This window comes from Thioalkalivibrio sp. ALMg13-2 (assembly GCF_000381185.1).
Taxonomy (GTDB): domain Bacteria; phylum Pseudomonadota; class Gammaproteobacteria; order Ectothiorhodospirales; family Ectothiorhodospiraceae; genus Thioalkalivibrio; species Thioalkalivibrio versutus.
In genome coordinates this window covers 43,772-62,462 of the sequence record NZ_KB906116.1, presented here as the reverse complement: position 1 = coordinate 62,462, position 18,691 = coordinate 43,772, and the positions used below count along the sequence as shown (strand labels likewise).

The following is an 18,691-nucleotide window of genomic DNA, read 5'->3' as shown; positions in this document are numbered from 1 at the left end:
GACCAGCGCGGCGTGGAACTGAGCTTCATCCAGCCGGGCAAACCGATGCAGAACGGCTTCATCGAACGGTTCAACGGCAGCTACCGCCGCGGGGTCCTGGACCTCTACGTCTTCCGAACGCTGACCGAAGTCCGGGAACACACCGAGCAGTGGCTGCAGGACTACAACGAAACCATCCCTCACGACGCGCTGGGGGACCTGACGCCGGTCGAATACCGGCAGTTACACACCCCGGAAACCTCTAGTTATGCGTAGACCTAATCCGGGGAAGTCGACAGTGCGGCATGCGATCGAGTTTCGCCATCCCAGCTGGTTTACCGTGGCGGTGGCGGGGCAGCTGGACGCGGCCGGAGTGGGGATCTGCCATTCCGATGCCCCGGACTGGCCGTGCTGGGAGGCCATAGCGGGCCCGCTGGTCTACTGCCGTCTGCACGGGCATACCCGCACCTATGCCTCGGCCTACAGCGACCGCCTGCTGGACCAGTGGGCCGCCCGCGTCCGGCAGTGGCTGGCGCAGGGGCGCGAGGTGCATGTCTACTTCGACAACGATGCCGAGGGCGCCGCGCCCCGGGACGCCCAGCGCCTGATCGAACGGCTGCGGGATGCAGGCTGATGGCTCAGGCATCCGCCTCCGCGCGATGGCGGCGGTACAGCCGCAGGGCCGTTAGCCCGACCAGCAGCGAGGCCAGTCCACCGATCATGAACACATGTGCGGGCGTGGCACCGGCGGGCCCGGTAAGCAGCCAGAACAGGACCGGTGCCACCAGCATGGCGGAGAAAGCCAGGAAGTTGCTGGCGGCGATGAAGCGGCCGCGCCGGTCAGCGGGGCTGTGGCCCTGCAGGTAGGCGGTGATCGGCACGATGAAAAATCCAGAGGCAATGCCCAGCAGGGCCATCAGCACCAGCGTTGCGGGGTAACTGTCGGTGGCGAAGTACAGCAATGCGCTGATCAGGGCCGCCGCGATCATGCCGGCCGGGGCATGGTGCATGGCGATGCCGCCACGTGACAGGTAGCCGGCAAGGATGCTGCCGGTTCCGATGCCGAGCGCCAGCGTGGTCAGGATGATGCCGGTCGCGAGCTCGCCCAGCTCCAGATGGACCTCGGCGAACAGTGGGACGTTGAGTTGGTACAGCGTGCCCAGAGCCCAGAACCATGCGATGCCGAGGATCACCATGAACAGGACGCGGTGTGGCCGGATCTCGGTGACCGACTGCATGACGGTCGCGAACGGGTTCAGGCGGAACGGCGCGGGGTTGTCGGTGGCCAGGGTCGGGGCGATGAACAAGCTGGTCACCAGACCGGTGACGGACAGCGCCACGATCAGGGCCGCCGGGACCCACAGCGCCTCGCCGGCGAACTCCATCACGAAGCCGGCCAGCGCGGTGCCGAGGATGATCGCCAGGAACGTCCATAGCTGGATGTGTCCGTTGGCGCGCGAAAGCTGCGGGTAGCGCACCAGCTCCGGCAGGATGCCGAACTTCGCCGGGCTGAAGAACGTGCTCTGCAGGCCCATCAGGAAGGTGGTCACCAGCAGGCCGGGGAAGTTGTCGGTGATCAGCATCAGCGCGGCGGTCAGCAGCACCGCGGCCTCGGCCATGCGGGTGCAGACGATCACGATCTTCTTGCTGTAGCGGTCGGCGATGTAGCCCGCCCATGGCGAGAACAGCACGAACGGAAGCAGGAACACGAAACCGACCAGGCTGTAGTAGAAGGTGCCTTCGCCCTCGGCGACGAACTCGCGGATGGCGATGAAGATGACCACCAGCCGGAAGAAGTTGTCGTTGAGGGCGTTGATGAAGACCGTCGACATGTGGGCGACGAAGCTCTTCCTGCGGATGTCCGAGGTCTCGGTCATGGGATCTGCGGCCCGGCGGGGTTTTTGAAAGAACTATAGGTCAGGTTTGACCGCAAAACGGGGGGCTGAACACGCGAAACGTCGAAAACAGCGATGAAACGAGGATAAAGCGTCAATTTCAGGCTAGATGAGGAATCCCATGATTTTCCGGGAGGCGAGATCCGGTGTGAAATGCGGGGTGCAGGAACGTGACCGGCCCGGCCTGCCATGGGCAGACCGGGCCGGTTGATTATCGGCCGGAAGGCGCGATCGCGATCAGTTGTCCTGATCTTCAGGCTGATCCGCGGCCATCTGTTGCGGAGCCCAGGCTGCACCCTGGTAGGGGGCGGGGTGGTAATACGGGGCATAGCCATAACGCGGGTAGTAGTTCCCGTAGTGACGGCCGTAGTAGTCGCCGTATCCATGCCCGCTGCCGTATCCATGGCCGCGACCGCGCATGCTGAAGTCGAAGTCGCCGAACATGTCGCCGAGGCCGAACCAGTCACCTACGCCGCGACCCCAGCCGGGACCGTACCCGTAGCCGGGACCGTAGTAGGGGCCATGATTCGGCGCGTGATAGCCGGGACCCCACCACTGGGCCGAGGCATGCATCGGGAATGCAAAGGCGCCGATCAGCGCCGCGGTAGAAAGAGCTTTGGCCAGCTTGTTCATGGCAATACCTCCTCAAGTTAACAACCACTTAAACAAGACCAAATGTCTCGGGGCATTCGGGGCCCCGCCTGCTGGAGGGCGGGGTTTTGGGCCCGCCAGTACCTAGCGGCTTCCATCGTAAAAGAAGAAAATCCAGATAATCTGATATAGGTCAATTTTTTGACGGAATGTTGACCTTTTGGCGGGGGTTGGCTGCGGGGTCCGTCGAAAAGTCGACGTTTTCGAGGGTCGCTGACCGGCATCTCCCTGAATCTCAGGGCGAGAGTGCGGATGCCATGCCGTGGATCGCGGCCCGGGATAGTCCGGTTTTCAGCAGCGCAGGGGATGCAAAGGCCATCTTCCGAGAGGACCGATGGTCACGTGATGGCGGTGGAGACGAGGGCACCGCTGGCGCGCAGACGGGTGGATGCGGGGCGGAACATGGTGCGGGCGGGAGTGATCTCGCATCCATCGGAGTGGGCGCGGGGCGGACATCGCGAGACCCAGGCGTCACCACCTGAACGCTACCGCGTCATGTCCGGTGGAGACGAAGCCAGAGGGTCTCCATGATCTAGTTCGCCGCGGTGCCAGTATGCCGGTTCCGCGCGCCTACCGATGCACGGCGGTGTTTTGCCCGAACCGAATCTGCCAGCCGTGATGACCGTCGTGTTCGAGCAGGAAGCTCATGCGTGTGTGCAGGACGCCGTCCCCCCGGTCCGGGAGGCCCGCAGGCATGGACGCGATGTTCGAGACCCGCAACAGGGCTTCGGCGAAGGCCGTGTCATCGCTCAGCATGGTGATGTCCTGAACGTCCACGCTGAGCGACGTTCCGGCAAAGGGGCCCTGCAGGACTTCGGTATGCCGTTTGGCATTGGTCGCGCGATCATTGAAACGCGTCCCGAACAGGTTCACGAGCCCCGCATCTTCCTGATAATCGCGTGCCCAGGCTTCGCCGTCGCCGGCCTCCCATGCGGCCTCTTTTGCCTCGAGGATCCGCTGGATCTCGCCCGGGTCTGCCCACGCATGGGTCGACGTCAATGCGGCCAATGGCAAAGCGGCTAGTAGAAACCATTTCCTGGACATGCAGCCTCCGGATGCTGGGGGTGACACACGTTTCCGGTGTACACGAAAAGCTGGATGCACGCCAGTTGCGGGAAGCGGATTGCATGACGAGACTGACGGTTGGGGTGACGGGCCCAGTCCCGAACCGGACGATCAGTGCAGGGCGGTCGTTGGTCTGGCAGTGACTGCGGGCGCTTGTCGGCTCCAGGGGTGCAGGTCTCAGCGTTGATGGACACGGGCGCAGGTAGGTAGCGGGCTTGTGTGGGTGACCGGACGACCGGGATGCAACGGCGGGAGCGAAGGATGGACAAGACGCAGGCGTTGTTTTTGTCCCATGGCGGCGGGCCGCTGCCACTGCTGGGGGACCCAGGGCACACGGCCATGGTGGAGAATCTGGAGGGTCTGGCCGGGCGCGTGCGGGTGCCCGATGCGCTGGTGGTGGTGAGTGCGCACTGGGAGGCGTCGGTGCCGACCATCACGTCCGGGGCGAATCCGGGGCTGATCTACGACTACCACGGGTTTCCCCCGGAGTCGTACACCATCGAGTATCCCTGCCCGGGCGAGCCGGCACTGGCCGCGGAGGTTCATCGACGGCTGCAGGAGGCGGGCATCGATGCGCACCTGGACCCGGCGCGAGGGTTCGATCACGGGCTCTTCGTGCCGCTGAAGATCATGTATCCCGAGGCGCAGGTCCCATGCGTTCAGCTTTCCCTGGTGGAGACGCTGGACCCGGCGCAGCATATTGAGATTGGACGGGCTCTGGCAGGGCTGCATGAATCCGGTGTGTGGGTGGTGGGGTCTGGCTTCTCGTTCCACAACCTGCGCGCCTTTTTCACGCCCGATACGCAGGAGGCCCGGCAGCTCAACCAGTCGTTCGAGGCCTGGTTGGAGGCCGTTTGCTGCGGGCGCGCGGACGCGGAAGATGCACGGGCGGCCAAGCTCGTGCACTGGGATGGCGCGCCGGGCGCCCGGTACTGCCATCCGCGGGCGGAGCACTTGTTGCCGCTGCATGTCTGCTACGGAGTGGCGGGTGGCCCCGCGGCGGAGCGTATCGGGATGCAAATTATGGGCAAGGAGGCCAGTTGTTATCGGTGGTAGCCGAGGCCACGGAAAGGCGCCCCAGTGTCGCCTTCCGGTAACCCGTAGCGCGGGCCGACGCCGCCCCTGGCTACCAGGCGAGTGCCAGCAAGCCGGCCCCGAGGCAGACCACGATGACCGGGATGATGGTCTCGCGGATCACCTGACCCTCGCGCGCCTGCAGACCGGCGGCTCCGGCCGCCATGGCGATGTTGTGCAGCGAGATCATGTTGCCCACCCCGGCGCCGATCAGTTGCAGGGCGAGTACGGTCGGGAGCGCCATGCCCAGGGCATCGGCGGTGTCCGCCTGGAGTTGTGCAAACAGCAGGTTGGAGACGGTCGCGCTTCCGGTCATGAACGAGCCCAGCGCGCCGAGGAAGGCGCTGAACATCACGAAGGTCCCGCCCAGTGATTCCGCCAGGCCCTGCCCCAGCACCTGTGGCATCGACGGCAGGCCGGCGGCGTTGGAGCCGGAGCTCAGCAGGAGCTGGGTGAGGGCGATGATGAACGCCAGCACGATGGCCGCCACGCGCAGTTTGCCCCAGGTGGCGGCCACCGCCTGACCCAGCGTGGCGCGGCTCACGCGGAACAGGATCAGCGCGGTGAGCAGGGCCAACCCAAAGTAGAAATAGGGTGTGTACAGCGGGGCCAGGCTCTGCCCCAGCTCGATGCCGTGGAACTCGCCCGGCGACCAGCGCACGGACTGCAGGGCCTCGCGCAGCGGCATGATGGTGCGCGAGGCGATCAGCGCGACGGCCATCACCGCGAATGGCACAAACGCCAGCAGCACCCGCCCGACTGGGGCCCGCTCGACCTCTGGGCGCCGTTCGTGCCCAGGTAGCAGGAAGCCGCGATGGGCCGCCAGGGCAATCACCGCCATTGCCACCACGCCGCCGATGATCGCGGGCAGTTCCGGCCCCACCAGCCAGGCAACCAGCAGATAGGGGATGCCGAACGCCAGCGCCGATAGCACGGCGAAGGGCACGAACTCGCGGAAGCGCCCACGTTCCTCGCCGAGGGTTGCCACCCAGACCATGAACAGCGTAATGAATGGTGCGAGGACGGTGTGGATGACCGCCGTCTGCAACACGGCCGAGCGGGTGGTCTCCGCATCCAGTCCGAGGCCGGCGAAGCCGATGATCACGGGCGTTCCGGCCGCACCGAAGGGGACGGCGGTGCTGTTGCCGATCAGGGCGATGGCGACCGCCTTCAGGGGCCGCATGCCGAAATACACCAACAGCGGTGCCGCCAGTACCGCGGGGGTGCCGAAGCCGGCGATGCCCTCTACGAAACCGACCAGCCCCCACCCCAGCAGCATGGCCAGCACCCGGTGGTCGCGCGAGACGCTGGCGATGACTGACTGGATTGCACTCATGTGCCCGGTCCCGATCATCACGTTCAGCACCAGCAGTGCCATCAGGATGATCAGGAGGACCTCCACGAAAACGATGGCAGCATCCAGCAGACTCGCTACCAGCACCGTGCCCGATATCTGCCAGACCAGAACGGCCAGCACCAGGGTGGCGAGATAGGCGATGGGCGCCGCTTCAAAGGCCGGCCGCCGCAACGGCACCAGCCACACGAACAGCAACACGAACGGCACCAACGTGAGCCAGAACAGCACGATCCCTCTCCCGTTATGCGCAAGGCGTCATCCTAACCCGGGGCTCGGTTCGGGAATAACCGTTGCAGGAAGGGGCAACGTCGATGCCGTGGGGCGATAGGGAGTGCAGGGTCAGCCGGCCGGCCGGCGAGCGGTAGCGCTTGACCAAGGCCAAAGCAGCATGGTTTAGCCGATAGGTTTGGCTAGTACGGCCGGGAAGAACGCAGCCAAGTGGGCAAGGCGCAGGGGGGGCACGAGCAACGGATGGTCCAGGACGGTAGGATCGGCAGGCGGGGTCGCCAGGCCCCGCAGCGACGGACCGTTCCAATCACGTGACGCAGGGAGGCGTTCATGATTCTTCTGGTTGTATACAGTTTCGCGGTACTGGCCGCATTGGTGATGCTGTTATCGCGGCGGCGCGCCGCGCTTGGGGTGCGGGTGTTGTATGCCTTCGCGACCTTGGTGCTGCCCTTTGCCACGGTATTGCTTGCGCATGCGCTGAACGGTGGCGAGACATCCGGGGCGGGGGCTTTCGGGCTGGTGCTGTTTGCGTTCCTTGGCAGCCCGTTGTTGATGTGGTGGGTGTTTGCCTATCGCCACCCTGCAGGGGTCCGCGAGGGTCCTGCTGAGGGGGGCATCGCGCCGGGCTCACCGCCGCCGGAGGCGGCCCGATCGGCCGCGCCGGATGCCGTCCAGGAGTCCGCGGTGGCCGCGGCACAGCGGTCGACTGTGCGGATGCACCCCTTTCATCGTGCGGCGCTGGTGCAGACGCCGGGGTCGCTCCTGCTGGGGTTGGGACTGGCCGAAAAGCTCGGGGGTACTGATGTTCCGATCTTTCCGTTTCTGGCGAATGGCTGGCTGGTCGACGGCATGCTGGTGCTGGGGGCGGTTCTGTTTGCCATATCGCTCCGCATGATCGTCGCAGAACTGCGCCGGCCGTCCGAACCGCAACGGGATACCGATGCGCTCGGAATCCGTAACCCGCGTCGCTGAGCCACCCGCAGACGCAGGTCGCCGCGACCGCTTCTTGTACGCCCGGTGAACTGTTCCGGTGGACCGGATCTTGTGAGCTCTCTAACGGAACGGCGCTTCCGGGTATGACGGATCGGTAGCAAGCCTCTCCGACGCGGGCTATGTTCTGGGTGGAGCCGCTGTGGTGGACGAATTCCTCGACCCGCGGGATCGGCCCTAAAACGGCCGGTCGGCGCGGACGGAGGACTTGTGTGGGGTCGTGGGTATGGATGAGTAGCGTGGTGCGGAGGGTTTCGTCATGCAGGGATACGTCGTCGGCAGGGTGGAATCCGATTCGCGGGCAGGGCCTGGCTTGCGGTACCCATGACGTCGGTGGTTGTCACCGCGGCGGGCTGGAGAACGAAGGTATGACCACCGCACGGAGTGACCCCGCTTGAAGGTGCTCGTCATCCTCGGCCACCCGCGCACCGATAGCCTGTGCGGGGCGCTGGCCGAAGCCTACAGCGAAGGGGCGCGCGCGGCCGGGACCGAGGTGCAGTTCCTGAATCTGGCGAGTCTGGAGTTTGATCCACACGTCCACACCCCTTCGCCCAATCAGCAGCCACTCGAAAAGGATCTGGAGGCCGCACGCGGCCTCGTCGCGTGGGCCGATCATCTGGTGTTTGTCTATCCCACCTGGTGGGGCACCATGCCGGCGCTGCTCAAGGGTTTTCTGGACCGGATCATGACACCGGAATTCGCCTTTCGCTCTTGCGAGGGCGGTACCGGGTACGAAGGGTTGCTGCAGGGCCGCTCGGCGCAATTGATCACGACCATGGATACGCCGCCGCTAATCCACCGGCTGGTGTATCGCCAGCCAGGTGCCAATGCGATGGCGCGCGCCACGCTGGGGTTTTGTGGGGTCCGGCCGGTGCGCTCGTTGATGTTCGGTTCGGTGCGCCATAGCGACGAGGCCCAGCGCAAAGCCTGGTTGCAGCACGCACGCCAGGAAGGGCTGCGTCTGGCCAGGGGGCGCGAAAGTGCGGGCGAGTGGCTTGCGCACAAGGCTGGTGCCTGGCTCCAGGCGTTGCGCTTGCAGTTCTATCCGATGACCTTTGTGGCCTACGCGGTGGGGGCGCTGGTGGCCGCCCCGGCGGGTGGGGTGTTCGGCAATCCGGTGTTCTGGCTCGGGTACCTGTGCCTGTTTCTACTGGAAGTGGCCACGGTGCTGGTGAACGAACGCGTGGACTTTGGCTCGGACCGGCAAAACCGGTTCTATGGTCCCTTTACCGGTGGGTCGCGTGTGCTGGTGGAGGGGCTGTTGTCCGCGCGCGAGCTGGGCGTGGGGATTGCCGTCGCGCTGGTGGGCTTCGCCCTCGCGTTCGTGGCGTTGCTGGCGACCGCACCCGGAGATTCGGGGCCGATCCTGACGGTGATGGCCGTCCTCGCGATTCTGGCGATCGGCTACACGGCGGCGCCGCTGAAGCTTAGCTATCGGGGGCTGGGCGAGCTCGATGTTGCGCTGACGCACAGCCTGGGCGTGCTGCTGTGTGGCTATGTGTTCCTGGCGGGCGACTGGACCGCGTCCTTGCCCTGGCTGTTGAGCCTGCCGCTGTTCCTGGCGATTGTGCCGTCGATCACGCTATCCGGGATTCCCGACCGCGAGGCGGACGCCGCGGTGGGCAAGGGCACCCTGGCCGTGCGCCTGGGGAACGACGGTGCGCTTTGGGTGGCGTTGTCGTTCACCATCCTGGCGGCCATCAGCGGCGCATCGTTCGATGCGCTGGGATGGGCGCAGGGGGCCTATGCCGGGATCGGGTATGTGGTGGTCCCGTATGCCGCCTGGCTGGTCTGGCTCCTGTGGCGTGCGCTGCACCGCGAAGACCCCAGGGGGCGCATCGATGGATTAATGGCGGCATCCCTGGGCTATGTGCTCTGGTTCGGACTGTTCCCCCTGGTGAACCTGGTCATGGGCTGATGGTGGGAGCCATCGTGGGCCAGTGCGTGGCGCGCGTTATTTGGAGGGCGGTTCACCGGTGAGGCTCTGCTGGCTGCTGGCATCGGGGGCGCGGCGCAGCTTTCTCCGGGTCTTCTCCCGCCAGTTGGGGGCCAGGTCTAGCAATTGGCGGCAGGTCGATCTTGGCCGCAACGGCACGTGCAGAAAGCCCTTCCCGGAGTGCCGAAGCCGATGGGCCGTTAATTTTCGGCGGGCCGCATTCTTTCGGCCCGATCAGGCACCCGTTATAGTCACAATGATCGGGGGGCATTTCCACCGCTATTGCGGGAAGACCCCGTTGATGCCAGACGACGCATCGACACGCAAGGGGAGGGGGGATGCGGGCACAACTCGGGTTACGGAACACCTGGCCGGCCTATGCGCGGTTCATCGGCATTTCGGTCGCGATCGTCACTCTGCTGGCGGTGGTCCAGATCCTGTTTGTCTATGGGGCCGATCGTTTCGAGCCGCGTCTGCTGGCGATCCCTTCCGTTGTCGGGATCCTTTTCGGGTTCATGCTGGCGCGCATGCACCTGCTTCGGTCGCAGACCGACCTCCTGAACACCTTTGTCGAAGCGACCCAGGCCAGCAGTGACCACGAGGAGGCCATTCGGCATTTGCTGCGGGTGGTTGCCGAGCAGCTGCGGATGGACGGGGTGGCCCTCTATGAACTGGACCCGGCCGGGATGGAGGCAAGACGACTCCGGCACTACCCGCCGCACCGCGCCTCGCCATTGTCCGAACGTGCGCTGCGGGAGGTTTCGGCATTGTCCCTTGAGGAAGGCCGGTCCGGTACCTGCGAGGAACTGCGCTCCCGGGGCCTGGATTCGCTTCCGGCTTGCCTCGAGACGGTCGAACTTCCGCTTCCCGACAACCAGCGTGGCTTGTTGGTGCTCTATCGCGACGATGCGAGACGCAAGCCACCGGACGCGCTGGAACGGCGGTTCCTTCAGCTCAGTGCCGACTGGTTGAGCATGACCCTGACCCACATGCACCAGCGGGAGATCATCGCCACTGAACGGGAACAAAACCGGCGCGAGAAGGAGCGGGCCCAGACCACGCTGGAGTCGATTGGCGACGCGGTGATTACCACCGACGACCATGGGCGTATCGACTACGCCAATCCGGTGGCCAGCCTGTTGCTGGGCGAGCCTGCGGCACAACTGGCGAAACGGCCCCTCGACGAGGTGGTATGTCTGGAAGCCGAGAGCGGCGGGGACTCGATGTCCGCGCGGCTCGAATCCAGTGGTCAGGTGCTCGCGGAAGCAGGCCACCCTGCCCATATGCGCCTGCACACCGCGAACGACCAGACCCGCCCGGTCCAGCTTTCCTTTACCCCGATCCTGAATCGTGCCGCCGACAGCCAGGCGAGCGTCCTCGTGATGCGTGACATCAGCGATCTGCGCGAGGTGATGCGCCGGCTCGACTATCAGGCCACACACGATGCCCTGACAGGGTTGCTGAACCGGCCGGCCTTCGAGGCGTGTCTCGAGGACCAGCTACGTTCCGCGCGCACGCACGACACCCGGCACACCCTGTGCTATCTCGACCTCGACCAGTTCAAGATTATCAATGACACCCGTGGGCACACCGCGGGCGACGAGCTCCTGCGTCAGGTTTCGGCCCTCTTGCCTCATCTGTTGCACGAACGCGATATCGTCGCGCGCCTCGGAGGGGATGAATTCGGGATCCTGATGGTTGACCGGGACATCGAGGACGGACGAACCCTGGCCGAGGAGATCGGCCGCGAACTGGCCAGCTTCCGTTTCTACTGGGACGAGTCGACCTTCTCCGTGTCCGCCAGTCTGGGGCTGGTCGAAGTCAGCGGGGCGAGCGAGTCGACCCAGTTGATCCTGCAACAGGCGGATGCGGCCTGCTACGTGGTCAAGGACACGGGACGCAACCAGGTGCGCGTGTTCCGGGCGGAGGACGAGGACTTGCGTGACCGGGCGGGCGAACTGCACTGGGTCAGCAGCATTCCGGACGCGATCGAGCAGGAGCGTTTCGAACTCTGGGCACAACCAGTCCGCACGCTGGCGGATGACACGGATGCCTATTTCGAAGTCCTGCTTCGCCTGCGTGACAGCGATGGCCAGTTGGTCCGGCCGGATACCTTCATCCCGGCGGCCGAACGCTATGACCTGATGGGGCAGGTCGACCGCTGGGTGGTGTCCCGGACGCTGGCGTACATGCAACAACTCCAGGCTGCCGGATGTGGTGACCTTCCGGTAATGGGGATCAACCTCTCGGGTTCATCACTGAATAACGATGCCTTCCTGGTGTTTCTGCAAGAGTCGGTGGCGAAGTCCGGCCTCCCCGGTGACCGCTTGTGCTTCGAGATCACCGAGACTGCAGCGGTCCGGCACCTGCAGCGAACCGCCCGGCTGATGACCGAGATGCGACGAACGGGTTGCCTCTTCGCGCTGGACGATTTCGGCAGCGGCCTGTCCTCGTTTTCCTACCTCAAGCATCTGCCGGTGGATTATCTGAAGATCGACGGTGACTTTGTTCGGGACATCAACACCGATCCGGTCGATCTCGCAATGGTGCGTGCCATTCACGAGGTGGGACAGATCCTGGGGCTGACCACGATTGCGGAACACGTGGAAAATGATGCCATCCGGGCGCGCCTCGCGGAGGTTGGCGTTACTCACGGGCAGGGCTACGGCCTGGCGCGTCCGGAATCATTGGCCGGTCCGGTACGCGTCCATCGGGCGGGCGAATGGGCTACGCCCTGATGCGGATGGTGTTTCCCGGATGGGCAACCGGGTTTACTCGCGATCCCGGGAAGAATGCGTTCGCGACGATGGTCTCGGCCGTTCTCCACCGGCATAAAGTGGTCGCCCGGCAAGGGAGCGCAGGCGTGAGAGGGTGGATGCGAGTGAGGGCAACGGGCTGATCAGGCGGGAGGGGGTCCGACGCCGATGATGGAATTCCAGTGCGGACGGACATGAGGGCAATCCCTGTCTCGCCTGCTCGGGCCATCGGAAAATGGGACGTGAAAGCCTGGTGACCGGGAAAATCGCCGGGTCTCTTCCGAGGCCCGGCGAGTTGATGGGCGTTGCCTTGCGTCAATCGATCTTGATGTAGGCAAAGCCCTTGTCATTTTGTAGTTCGGCGAGCCGAACTACACCGGATGGCACGAGATCCACGTTGCCGTGGACGTCACTTGCATCCAGCCGGACACGGGTCCGGGTGATGTCACACAGCTCGTACTTGACCCCATGCGTCTGGTGCAGGCCGGATAGTCGTGTGCGCAGTTCGTCGCGCTCCTCCTGAAATTCGGCATCCACCTCGAATGGGGTTTCCTCGAGGTTGTCGTCAGTGGCAAAGCGGATGCCATCCGACATGAACACGACCCGCACGTCCACATCCATGAACTCGTTCTGGTAGTGCGTCATCATGTTGTTGATGCTGGTCAGCATCGAGGAGAGCCGTTGGGGATCGCCATAGTCCACGTGATAGACGACCTTGGCTTCGGGCTCGAACGCCGTGGCAGATGCGTTCCAGCCGAGGCCGACAAGTGCGGTGCAGGCCAGGGCGGCCAGAAGCCGGGGTCGCGGCCTGGCGGGAGCCCGGCGGTTCCTGGCCGGGGATTCCGAATGTTTCATTTGAGTCTCCTTTGATGAGTTTTCAACGTTCGTTATTGGTTTTGTTTTGGTGGTTCGCCCGTTACACCCCTGTTCCGGGCATGGGTACTCTAAACCGAGTCTATCGGTGGCGCCAGTTCAGGCGCGGGGGCTGTCCCGGGGGCAGCAGAACGCCAGAAAGCAACCTCGGCAACCCGGGTTGAAGAAATTCTTCAGATCCGCGAAGGGGGGCTTGTTGGCCGGCCTGTTGCCGGCAAGCATCCTGCAGGCGCATGCCTTGCACGTGTCGAATGTCATCTCGCAGTTTCGGTGCCGGAGCGGCCCGAGTCCCACGTGAAGCTGGAGCTGGGGTTGGAGCTGGAGCGGGTGCTCTGCGCGGATGGAATGGTTGGTGATGACGGGCAAGCGTGCAGGCGCGGGATTGCGGAAGGTGAAGGGGTGCTTGCAGCTGTTACGGAGGGTGCCGAATTGCTTGTGCCGGGCGCCCGGCTTCATTCGCGCTGGGCGGAGCACGGGGCCATGGCACACGAGGGTTTTGCCGCTACAAGCGGTTGGGACTTCTTCCGGCCGTAGGCGTCACATCGCTCGAGCGGATGGTCGCGACGCTTGAAGAGTTGGAACGTGACCTTCGTCGTCGCCGAAGCGCGATTTTCCGCAACGGCGCGCGCGGGCGGGACGCGCGTTCTCCCGTTTGGTAGGGGGCGGATTAGCGTTTGGCGGGCTCACCGGTGAGGCTCTGCTGGCTGCTGGCATCGGGTGCGCGGCGCAGCTTTCTCCGGGCCTTCTCGCGCCAGTTGGGAGCCAGGGTTTCGCAATCGGCGAGTAGCTGCAGGTGCTGGCGGTTCGGGCGCCGGTAGACCGCGGCCATTGCGGCCGCGATGCTGAGGCTTTCGGGCTGGCGTTCGAGCCGTTCGATCGTGTCGCCCGCGGTGAGGGTGCCGGGCTCCAGCACGCGGTAGAACCAGCCGCAGCGCCCGGTTTCCTGGACCTCGCGCGCGAGGCCCGGGATGTCGAAGCGGGCGTCGAGCTTCCAGCACGGGGTGCGGGGCTGGCTGACCTGCACCCGGGCGGTACCGATGCGATAGATGTCGCCGATGTGCACGCTGTGTTCGTCCATGCCGTGGCTGGCCAGGTTTTCGCCGAAGCCGGGGGGGCACGAAGCGGGTGGCGCGATCCGGGTACTGTTCCTGCCACCCGGCGTACCGATCGAGGCTGTAGTGGAGCAGGGCGCGCTCCGCGCCGCCGTGGTTTTCCGGGTCCGCCTGTTCGTCACCGGCCAGGCCGAGGGGGCCCAGCACGACTGGGCCTTCCACAGGCTGCTTGTCGATGGCGCTGGCGCGGCCCCTGGCGTAGTCCGCGGTTACGCGGCCGGTGTAGATGCCGATGAGTCGGGTGGTGGTCATGCAGCAGGGGCACTCCCGGGCTGGCGCGGAGTCTCGACGATACAACGTCCGTACACCGGTGACGACCGGTCGTTCAGCGCCCGCGCAGGTAGAGCAGCCGCGCGATGAAGGCGATGCCCAGAATGATCCAGCCGATGGGATAGGGCAGCACGCCGGAGAAGAAGGCGGTCAGGCTGGCGACCAGCAGGGCGCCGATGACGAGCAGGGGGATGTCCATGCCCTTGAGAGCCGGGATTCCCGTCGATGTTCCGCGGCGGTCGGTCGGGGCGACGGCTTCGGGGTTGCAGGGTGCCTTGCGGCTGGGGTATCCGTAGGGCCGTATCTTGGGTATGGACAGGGGGAATTACATGGGGAAGCGTGCGAACACGGCGGTTGCGGGCTGGGTCGTCGCGGGGCTGATGGGGGTGGGCAGCGCGGGCGCGGCCGACATCGACGGGGCTGGGGATCACCCGGATGTGCCGCGGGTGGCGGGTTCGTACATCGTGTACCAGGACCAGAGCGACTTTGACCGGCTCGCGGTGCCCACCGGGCCGTGGGACGGGGATGGGTTCGAGTCGGTCGAACGGCTGGAGGGCGAGGTCCTGCGGCTGAGCTACAACTTCGAGGACCCCAGCGTAACCACGCTGCGGGTGAAGCGCAGCTACCTGCAGGCGTTGGAGGCACGCGGTTTCGAGATCCTGTTCACCGGCTCCGAGGAGGAGCTCTCGGGCGGGGCGGGACGGACCTTTTTCCGGGAATCCGGCCTGTTCGAGCGCGGGGCGCGCGATTGCTGCCGGGTAGCCAACCGGGATCGTCAGGTGCGCTACATCGCGGCGCGCTCCGAGGCCGGGGATGTGCTGGCGGGGATTGCCGTGTTTAACGCCCGTCGGGTCGACGGGCCGGCGGTCTCCAAAGCGATCGTGACCGCGGAGGACATGGATACGACCATGGATCACCAGCCGCTGACCGCCGGCGAGATGGAGACCGGCCTGATCGAGGACGGCCGCGTGGCGGTGCAGGACATCCTGTTCGAGGTGAACAGCGCGGCGATCCTGCCGGAATCCGCCGAGGCGCTGGCGACGATCGCGGACCTGATGAACGAGCAGTCATCCATGGAGCTGCTGGTGGTCGGGCATACCGACAACACCGGTGACTTTGACTACAACGTGTCGCTGTCCCTGGAGCGCGCGCAGTCCGTGGTGAACTGGCTGCGCGACGGGCACGGTATCGCAGGCAGCCGGCTCCAGGCCGCCGGGGCCGGGATGATGGCGCCGGTCACTACCAACCGCACGGAGGCAGGGCGAGCCCAGAACCGCCGTGTGGAGCTGGTCGAGCGCGGCGGATAGCGGCGCGGGCCGGACCCGAGCCGGGTGTTCAGTCTCCCGGCGCGGCGTTCCAGCGTTCGAGGATGTCGAGGATAGGGTCGATGGCGGGCGGATCGTCCGTCAGCGGGCCGGGTACCAGCAGCCCACGATGCGAGGCCTCGAGGATCAGCGGGTCCGGATGACCGTCCAGGTGCAGGGATTCGACCGGCACCACGCCGTCGCCCAGTTCGTCGTCGGTCTGCTCCCACCATTCGCTGATGCGCCCGGCCACCGCCTCGAGGTCGATCTGTTCGTCCAGCGCGGCGATACTCTCGCGCATGGCGGGGGTGGGTTCGGGCAGTTTGCCGCCGATGATGCGGACCGGTATGTCGTCCGGCCAGGGGCGTGCGTTGAGTTCGGCCAGGAAGCGGCTGTCCGGGCGCAAGTCGATCTTGGCCGCGCCGGTGCCGTCGCGCAGGCCGGCAAACAGCGAGAAGCGCTGCTGCTGGATGTCGGCCAGCCACTCGCGTACCTCCAGCCAGACCCGCAGCCGGGCCCACTCGGAGCCATGATTGGGGGTGGCTACCAGGATCACGCCGGCGACGGGTCGCCCCCCGACACGCGGAGTCGCATCCTCCGGATGCCGGTAGCGCGTCACGAAATCGCGGATCACCAGACCCCCCATGCTGTGGCCAATCAGGATCAGCGGGTCGTCGCCTTCGAGCTGCGCCCAGTGTTCCGCCAGCAGGTCCGCACTGTGGTCGATGGCCTGGTCGTTGGGATAGCGGAATTCCCAGCCATTGCTTCCGGCGTCGTCCAGCGCGGGCGCCAGGGCGTCCCAGATATCGCCGGGCTCGTCCAGTCCGTGCAGCAGCAGGACGTCCGGCGGGCGCTCGTCATCGAACCGGTCCGAACGCGGCAGGAAGCCCTGCAGATCGTCGGGCAGCTCCATGCTCTCGGGGAACCATTCGTGCAGGCGGTCCTGGACTTCGACGCGCAGCTCGCGCTCCTGTTCCGGATTCTGCTCGGCCCAGCCGACCCAGATGGCCAGTGCGAGCAGGGGCACGCCCACCAGGATCAGGAAGGCGCCGAGGCGCCGGCGGCGCCGGTTCGAATCGGGACGGCTGGCATTCATGGACGATCACCATCGGACAAGCCGAGCTCCACGGCAAGTGGGGGGCTGGAGCGGGGGGTTCGATGCCCTGTGTATCATGACGGGAAGTCCCTCACGGAAGTTTCGACATGCGACGCGCGTACCTGCTCCCCTGGCTTCTGGTCCCCCTCTTGCTGACCGCCTGCGCCGGACTGGATGTCCGCGACTTCGGCCTCGATGGTGGTGATGATCGGGCCGAGGAGGCCATCCGCGAGGCCCTTCGGGTCGGCACCGAGCGCACGGTGGAGCGGACCGGCCGCGAGGACGGTTACTGGGGCAACGCCCTGATCCGGATCGGGCTGCCGCAGGAGCTGGAACAGGCTGGGGATGTGCTGCGGCGCGTCGGGTTCGCCAGCCAGGTGGACGACCTTGAGCGGCGCATGAACCGCGCGGCGGAGGCGGCAGCGCGGGAGGCCGTTCCGGTGTTTGTCAGCGCCATCCGCGGGATGCGGCCGGAGGACGTGTATGGGGTGCTGCGCGGGGCCGATGATGCCGCCACGCAGTATCTGCGCGACGCGTCGGAATCCACCCTGCGCGAGCGCTACATGCCGATTGTGCAGGAGCAGATGGAGCGGGCCGACGTCTATCGGGTGTACCAGCCGCTGCGCGACGCGGCGGGCCGCATTCCGGGCCTGTCGGGGCTGGACGTCGATCTGGATCGCTATGTGACCGATCACGCCCTCGATGGCCTGTTTACCATCCTCGCGGACGAGGAGCGGCGCATCCGCGAGGATCCGACTGCCCGCACGACCCAGCTCCTGCGCGACTATTTCGGTCAGTAGCGCACGGCGCGCAGATGGCCGGTGTGCGGCGTGTCGGAAAGCAGCAGGGATGGGATCTCTTCGGCCCGTAACGGACGGGCGAAGTAGTAGCCCTGGATGCAATCGAATTTCAGTTCGCGGCCGATTGCCAGTTGTTCCTTCGTCTCCACGCCCTCGGCAATGGTCCGCAGGCCCAGCGACTCGGCCAGCAGGACCATGCCGCGCGAGAGGTCGTGGGCGGATGGATCAATGCCGAGTCCGGAGATCAGCTGGCGGTCGATCTTGAGGATGTCGATGGGGAAGCGGTTGAGGTAGGCCAGCGAGGAATAACCCGTGCCGAAGTCGTCGATGGCGAGCTGGATGCCGAGTGACTTGAGCTGCTTCAGGGCATCGGTGGCCGCGTCCATCGCCAGCACTGTCTCAGTCAGTTCGATGTGCAGCAACTCCGGCGGTAGCCGATGGCGATCCAGCGCGGCCGCGACATGGGCCGCCATTTCGGGGCGGACGATGTCGTGCGCCGAGAGGTTGATTGCCACGTACCATGCGGGGCGGCCGTGTTCGGCGGCCAGGGCGTTCCACGCACCGGCCTGGCGGCAGCCCTCGTCCAGGGCCAGATCGCAGATGTCATGGATTAACGTGGAATCCTCCGCCACGTCCAGAAACTCCGCCGGGGATAGTTCTCCGCGGATGGGGTGTCGCCAGCGGATCAACGCCTCGACGCCGACATGGCGCTCCTGCGCCAGGGAGTAAATCGGTTGGTAGCGCAGGAAAAACTCGTTGTGCCGCAGCCCGCGCCGGATATCGAATTCCTGGCGCATGCGCCGCAGTTCCTCGGTGACCGGGTGCAGCGCGGGGATGACCAGCCAGGCCATCAGCTGGCCGATGCCGACGAAGAATACGGTACGGGTTAGCCAGCGTTCGGTCTCCTGCGCGATGCCGGCGGTGACATCCACTGGCGTCATGGGTCCGGCCAGTACGCCGGCCACCAGGGCCACGACCAGGGCGGCGCCCGCGCCGAAGCGCGCCGCGGCGAACAGGATGGGCACGTAATAAAAGTGCGGGACGATACTGTCGGCGCCACCCGCGGTGTAGACGATCAGCCAGGACAGGGCGAGCCCGCCGAGGATCAGCAGACTAGCGCCCACGAATGACATGCCCACCCAGGCACGGAGTGTGGTGCGCGCGAGATAGTCGGTGTAGCGGATGCCACCGGTGGAGGGCAGGGCCGAGGGAAACCTGGACATCGCGCTCTTCCTTTGGCCAATCCCGGGCCGGTTATTACACCTTCGGCTGTGCGACAAGGCGGCACGGCTTCAGGGTGGCATG

The 18,691-nt window shown here is 65.7% G+C and carries 15 protein-coding genes and 3 pseudogenes; 8 read left to right on the top strand and 10 right to left on the bottom strand.

The window, feature by feature from the left end; all coding sequences use genetic code 11:
- On the top strand, positions 1-255 hold a 255-nt coding region (locus F618_RS0111105), incomplete at its 5' end, for an integrase core domain-containing protein (RefSeq protein ID WP_019568581.1).
- Positions 256-265: 10 nt separating this feature from the next.
- A pseudogene (locus F618_RS14860) lies at positions 266-613 on the top strand (DUF72 domain-containing protein); the annotation flags it as partial.
- A gap of 4 nt (positions 614-617) precedes the next feature.
- Here F618_RS14860 and F618_RS0111095 read toward each other — a convergent pair.
- From F618_RS0111095 to F618_RS0111085, 3 genes are all read right to left on the bottom strand, one after another.
- A complete protein-coding gene (locus tag F618_RS0111095) occupies positions 618-1,856 on the bottom strand; it encodes an MFS transporter (protein ID WP_026287941.1) in 1,239 nt (412 codons plus the stop codon).
- A gap of 255 nt (positions 1,857-2,111) precedes the next feature.
- Positions 2,112-2,507 carry a sulfur globule family protein gene (locus F618_RS0111090; RefSeq protein WP_018950763.1) on the bottom strand — a complete coding sequence of 132 codons (396 nt, stop codon included), beginning with the start codon at positions 2,505-2,507 and terminating at the stop codon, positions 2,112-2,114.
- Between the two features lie 588 nt (positions 2,508-3,095).
- Positions 3,096-3,569 carry an SgcJ/EcaC family oxidoreductase gene (locus tag F618_RS0111085; RefSeq protein WP_026304744.1) on the bottom strand — a complete coding sequence of 158 codons (474 nt, stop codon included), beginning with the start codon at positions 3,567-3,569 and terminating at the stop codon, positions 3,096-3,098.
- A gap of 282 nt (positions 3,570-3,851) precedes the next feature.
- Between F618_RS0111085 and F618_RS0111080 the strand changes: the two genes are divergently transcribed.
- Positions 3,852-4,646, top strand: coding sequence for a class III extradiol ring-cleavage dioxygenase (locus tag F618_RS0111080; RefSeq protein ID WP_019568579.1), 795 nt, complete (start codon positions 3,852-3,854; stop codon positions 4,644-4,646).
- Between the two features lie 70 nt (positions 4,647-4,716).
- On the opposite strand, the gene F618_RS0111075 is transcribed toward F618_RS0111080, so the two are convergent.
- Positions 4,717-6,249: an L-lactate permease gene (locus F618_RS0111075; RefSeq protein ID WP_019568578.1), complete on the bottom strand. Its 1,533-nt coding sequence runs from the start codon at positions 6,247-6,249 to the stop codon at positions 4,717-4,719.
- A gap of 330 nt (positions 6,250-6,579) precedes the next feature.
- On the opposite strand from F618_RS0111075, the gene F618_RS0111070 reads away from it, so the two are divergent.
- Positions 6,580-7,221, top strand: coding sequence for a hypothetical protein (locus F618_RS0111070; protein WP_019568577.1), 642 nt, complete (start codon positions 6,580-6,582; stop codon positions 7,219-7,221).
- A gap of 412 nt (positions 7,222-7,633) precedes the next feature.
- Complete coding sequence (locus tag F618_RS0111065) at positions 7,634-9,157, top strand: NAD(P)H-dependent oxidoreductase (RefSeq protein WP_019568576.1); 1,524 nt, start codon at positions 7,634-7,636, stop codon at positions 9,155-9,157.
- A 36-nt stretch (positions 9,158-9,193) separates the two neighbouring features.
- Here the strand turns inward: F618_RS0111065 and F618_RS16365 are convergent.
- A pseudogene (locus F618_RS16365) lies at positions 9,194-9,307 on the bottom strand (MOSC domain-containing protein); the annotation flags it as partial.
- Positions 9,308-9,513: 206 nt separating this feature from the next.
- Between F618_RS16365 and F618_RS0111060 the strand changes: the two are divergent.
- Positions 9,514-11,913: an EAL domain-containing protein gene (locus F618_RS0111060; protein WP_019568575.1), complete on the top strand. Its 2,400-nt coding sequence runs from the start codon at positions 9,514-9,516 to the stop codon at positions 11,911-11,913.
- A gap of 333 nt (positions 11,914-12,246) precedes the next feature.
- On the opposite strand, the gene F618_RS0111055 is transcribed toward F618_RS0111060, so the two are convergent.
- The 3 genes and pseudogenes from F618_RS0111055 to F618_RS16205 form a co-directional block, all read right to left on the bottom strand.
- Positions 12,247-12,786 carry a DsrE family protein gene (locus tag F618_RS0111055; RefSeq protein WP_019562985.1) on the bottom strand — a complete coding sequence of 180 codons (540 nt, stop codon included), beginning with the start codon at positions 12,784-12,786 and terminating at the stop codon, positions 12,247-12,249.
- 685 nt (positions 12,787-13,471) lie between these two features.
- Positions 13,472-14,168, bottom strand: a pseudogene (locus F618_RS14855) (MOSC domain-containing protein).
- A 73-nt stretch (positions 14,169-14,241) separates the two neighbouring features.
- On the bottom strand, positions 14,242-14,385 hold the full coding sequence (locus F618_RS16205; RefSeq protein ID WP_018175713.1) for a hypothetical protein: 144 nt from the start codon (positions 14,383-14,385) through the stop codon (positions 14,242-14,244).
- Between the two features lie 130 nt (positions 14,386-14,515).
- On the opposite strand from F618_RS16205, the gene F618_RS0111030 reads away from it, so the two are divergent.
- Positions 14,516-15,493 carry an OmpA family protein gene (locus F618_RS0111030; protein WP_018175714.1) on the top strand — a complete coding sequence of 326 codons (978 nt, stop codon included), beginning with the start codon at positions 14,516-14,518 and terminating at the stop codon, positions 15,491-15,493.
- A gap of 28 nt (positions 15,494-15,521) precedes the next feature.
- On the opposite strand, the gene F618_RS0111025 is transcribed toward F618_RS0111030, so the two are convergent.
- Positions 15,522-16,586 (bottom strand): alpha/beta fold hydrolase, encoded by a 1,065-nt coding sequence (locus F618_RS0111025; RefSeq protein WP_019568573.1) that lies wholly within the window; start codon positions 16,584-16,586, stop codon positions 15,522-15,524.
- Positions 16,587-16,693: 107 nt separating this feature from the next.
- Here F618_RS0111025 and F618_RS0111020 point away from each other — a divergent pair, with 107 nt between their 5' ends.
- Positions 16,694-17,386: a DUF4197 domain-containing protein gene (locus F618_RS0111020; protein WP_018175716.1), complete on the top strand. Its 693-nt coding sequence runs from the start codon at positions 16,694-16,696 to the stop codon at positions 17,384-17,386.
- Here the strand turns inward: F618_RS0111020 and F618_RS0111015 are convergent.
- Positions 17,380-18,609, bottom strand: coding sequence for a bifunctional diguanylate cyclase/phosphodiesterase (locus F618_RS0111015; protein ID WP_019568572.1), 1,230 nt, complete (start codon positions 18,607-18,609; stop codon positions 17,380-17,382). The genes F618_RS0111020 and F618_RS0111015 overlap by 7 nt on opposite strands.
- Between the last annotated feature and the right edge of the window lie 82 nt (positions 18,610-18,691).

Bases quoted from the DNA above. Each gene is read 5' to 3' on its own strand.
- F618_RS16205 (WP_018175713.1), bottom strand. From the start codon at position 14,385: ATGGACATCCCCCTGCTCGTCATCGGCGCCCTGCTGGTCGCCAGCCTG.
- F618_RS0111090 (WP_018950763.1), bottom strand. From the start codon at position 2,507: ATGAACAAGCTGGCCAAAGCTCTTTCTACCGCGGCGCTGATCGGCGCC.
- F618_RS0111095 (WP_026287941.1), bottom strand. From the start codon at position 1,856: ATGACCGAGACCTCGGACATCCGCAGGAAGAGCTTCGTCGCCCACATG.
- F618_RS0111030 (WP_018175714.1), top strand. From the start codon at position 14,516: ATGGGGAAGCGTGCGAACACGGCGGTTGCGGGCTGGGTCGTCGCGGGG.
- F618_RS0111080 (WP_019568579.1), top strand. From the start codon at position 3,852: ATGGACAAGACGCAGGCGTTGTTTTTGTCCCATGGCGGCGGGCCGCTG.
- F618_RS0111085 (WP_026304744.1), bottom strand. From the start codon at position 3,569: ATGTCCAGGAAATGGTTTCTACTAGCCGCTTTGCCATTGGCCGCATTG.
- F618_RS0111020 (WP_018175716.1), top strand. From the start codon at position 16,694: ATGCGACGCGCGTACCTGCTCCCCTGGCTTCTGGTCCCCCTCTTGCTG.
- F618_RS0111015 (WP_019568572.1), bottom strand. From the start codon at position 18,609: ATGTCCAGGTTTCCCTCGGCCCTGCCCTCCACCGGTGGCATCCGCTAC.
- F618_RS0111060 (WP_019568575.1), top strand. From the start codon at position 9,514: ATGCGGGCACAACTCGGGTTACGGAACACCTGGCCGGCCTATGCGCGG.
- F618_RS0111055 (WP_019562985.1), bottom strand. From the start codon at position 12,786: ATGAAACATTCGGAATCCCCGGCCAGGAACCGCCGGGCTCCCGCCAGG.
- F618_RS0111025 (WP_019568573.1), bottom strand. From the start codon at position 16,586: ATGAATGCCAGCCGTCCCGATTCGAACCGGCGCCGCCGGCGCCTCGGC.
- F618_RS0111070 (WP_019568577.1), top strand. From the start codon at position 6,580: ATGATTCTTCTGGTTGTATACAGTTTCGCGGTACTGGCCGCATTGGTG.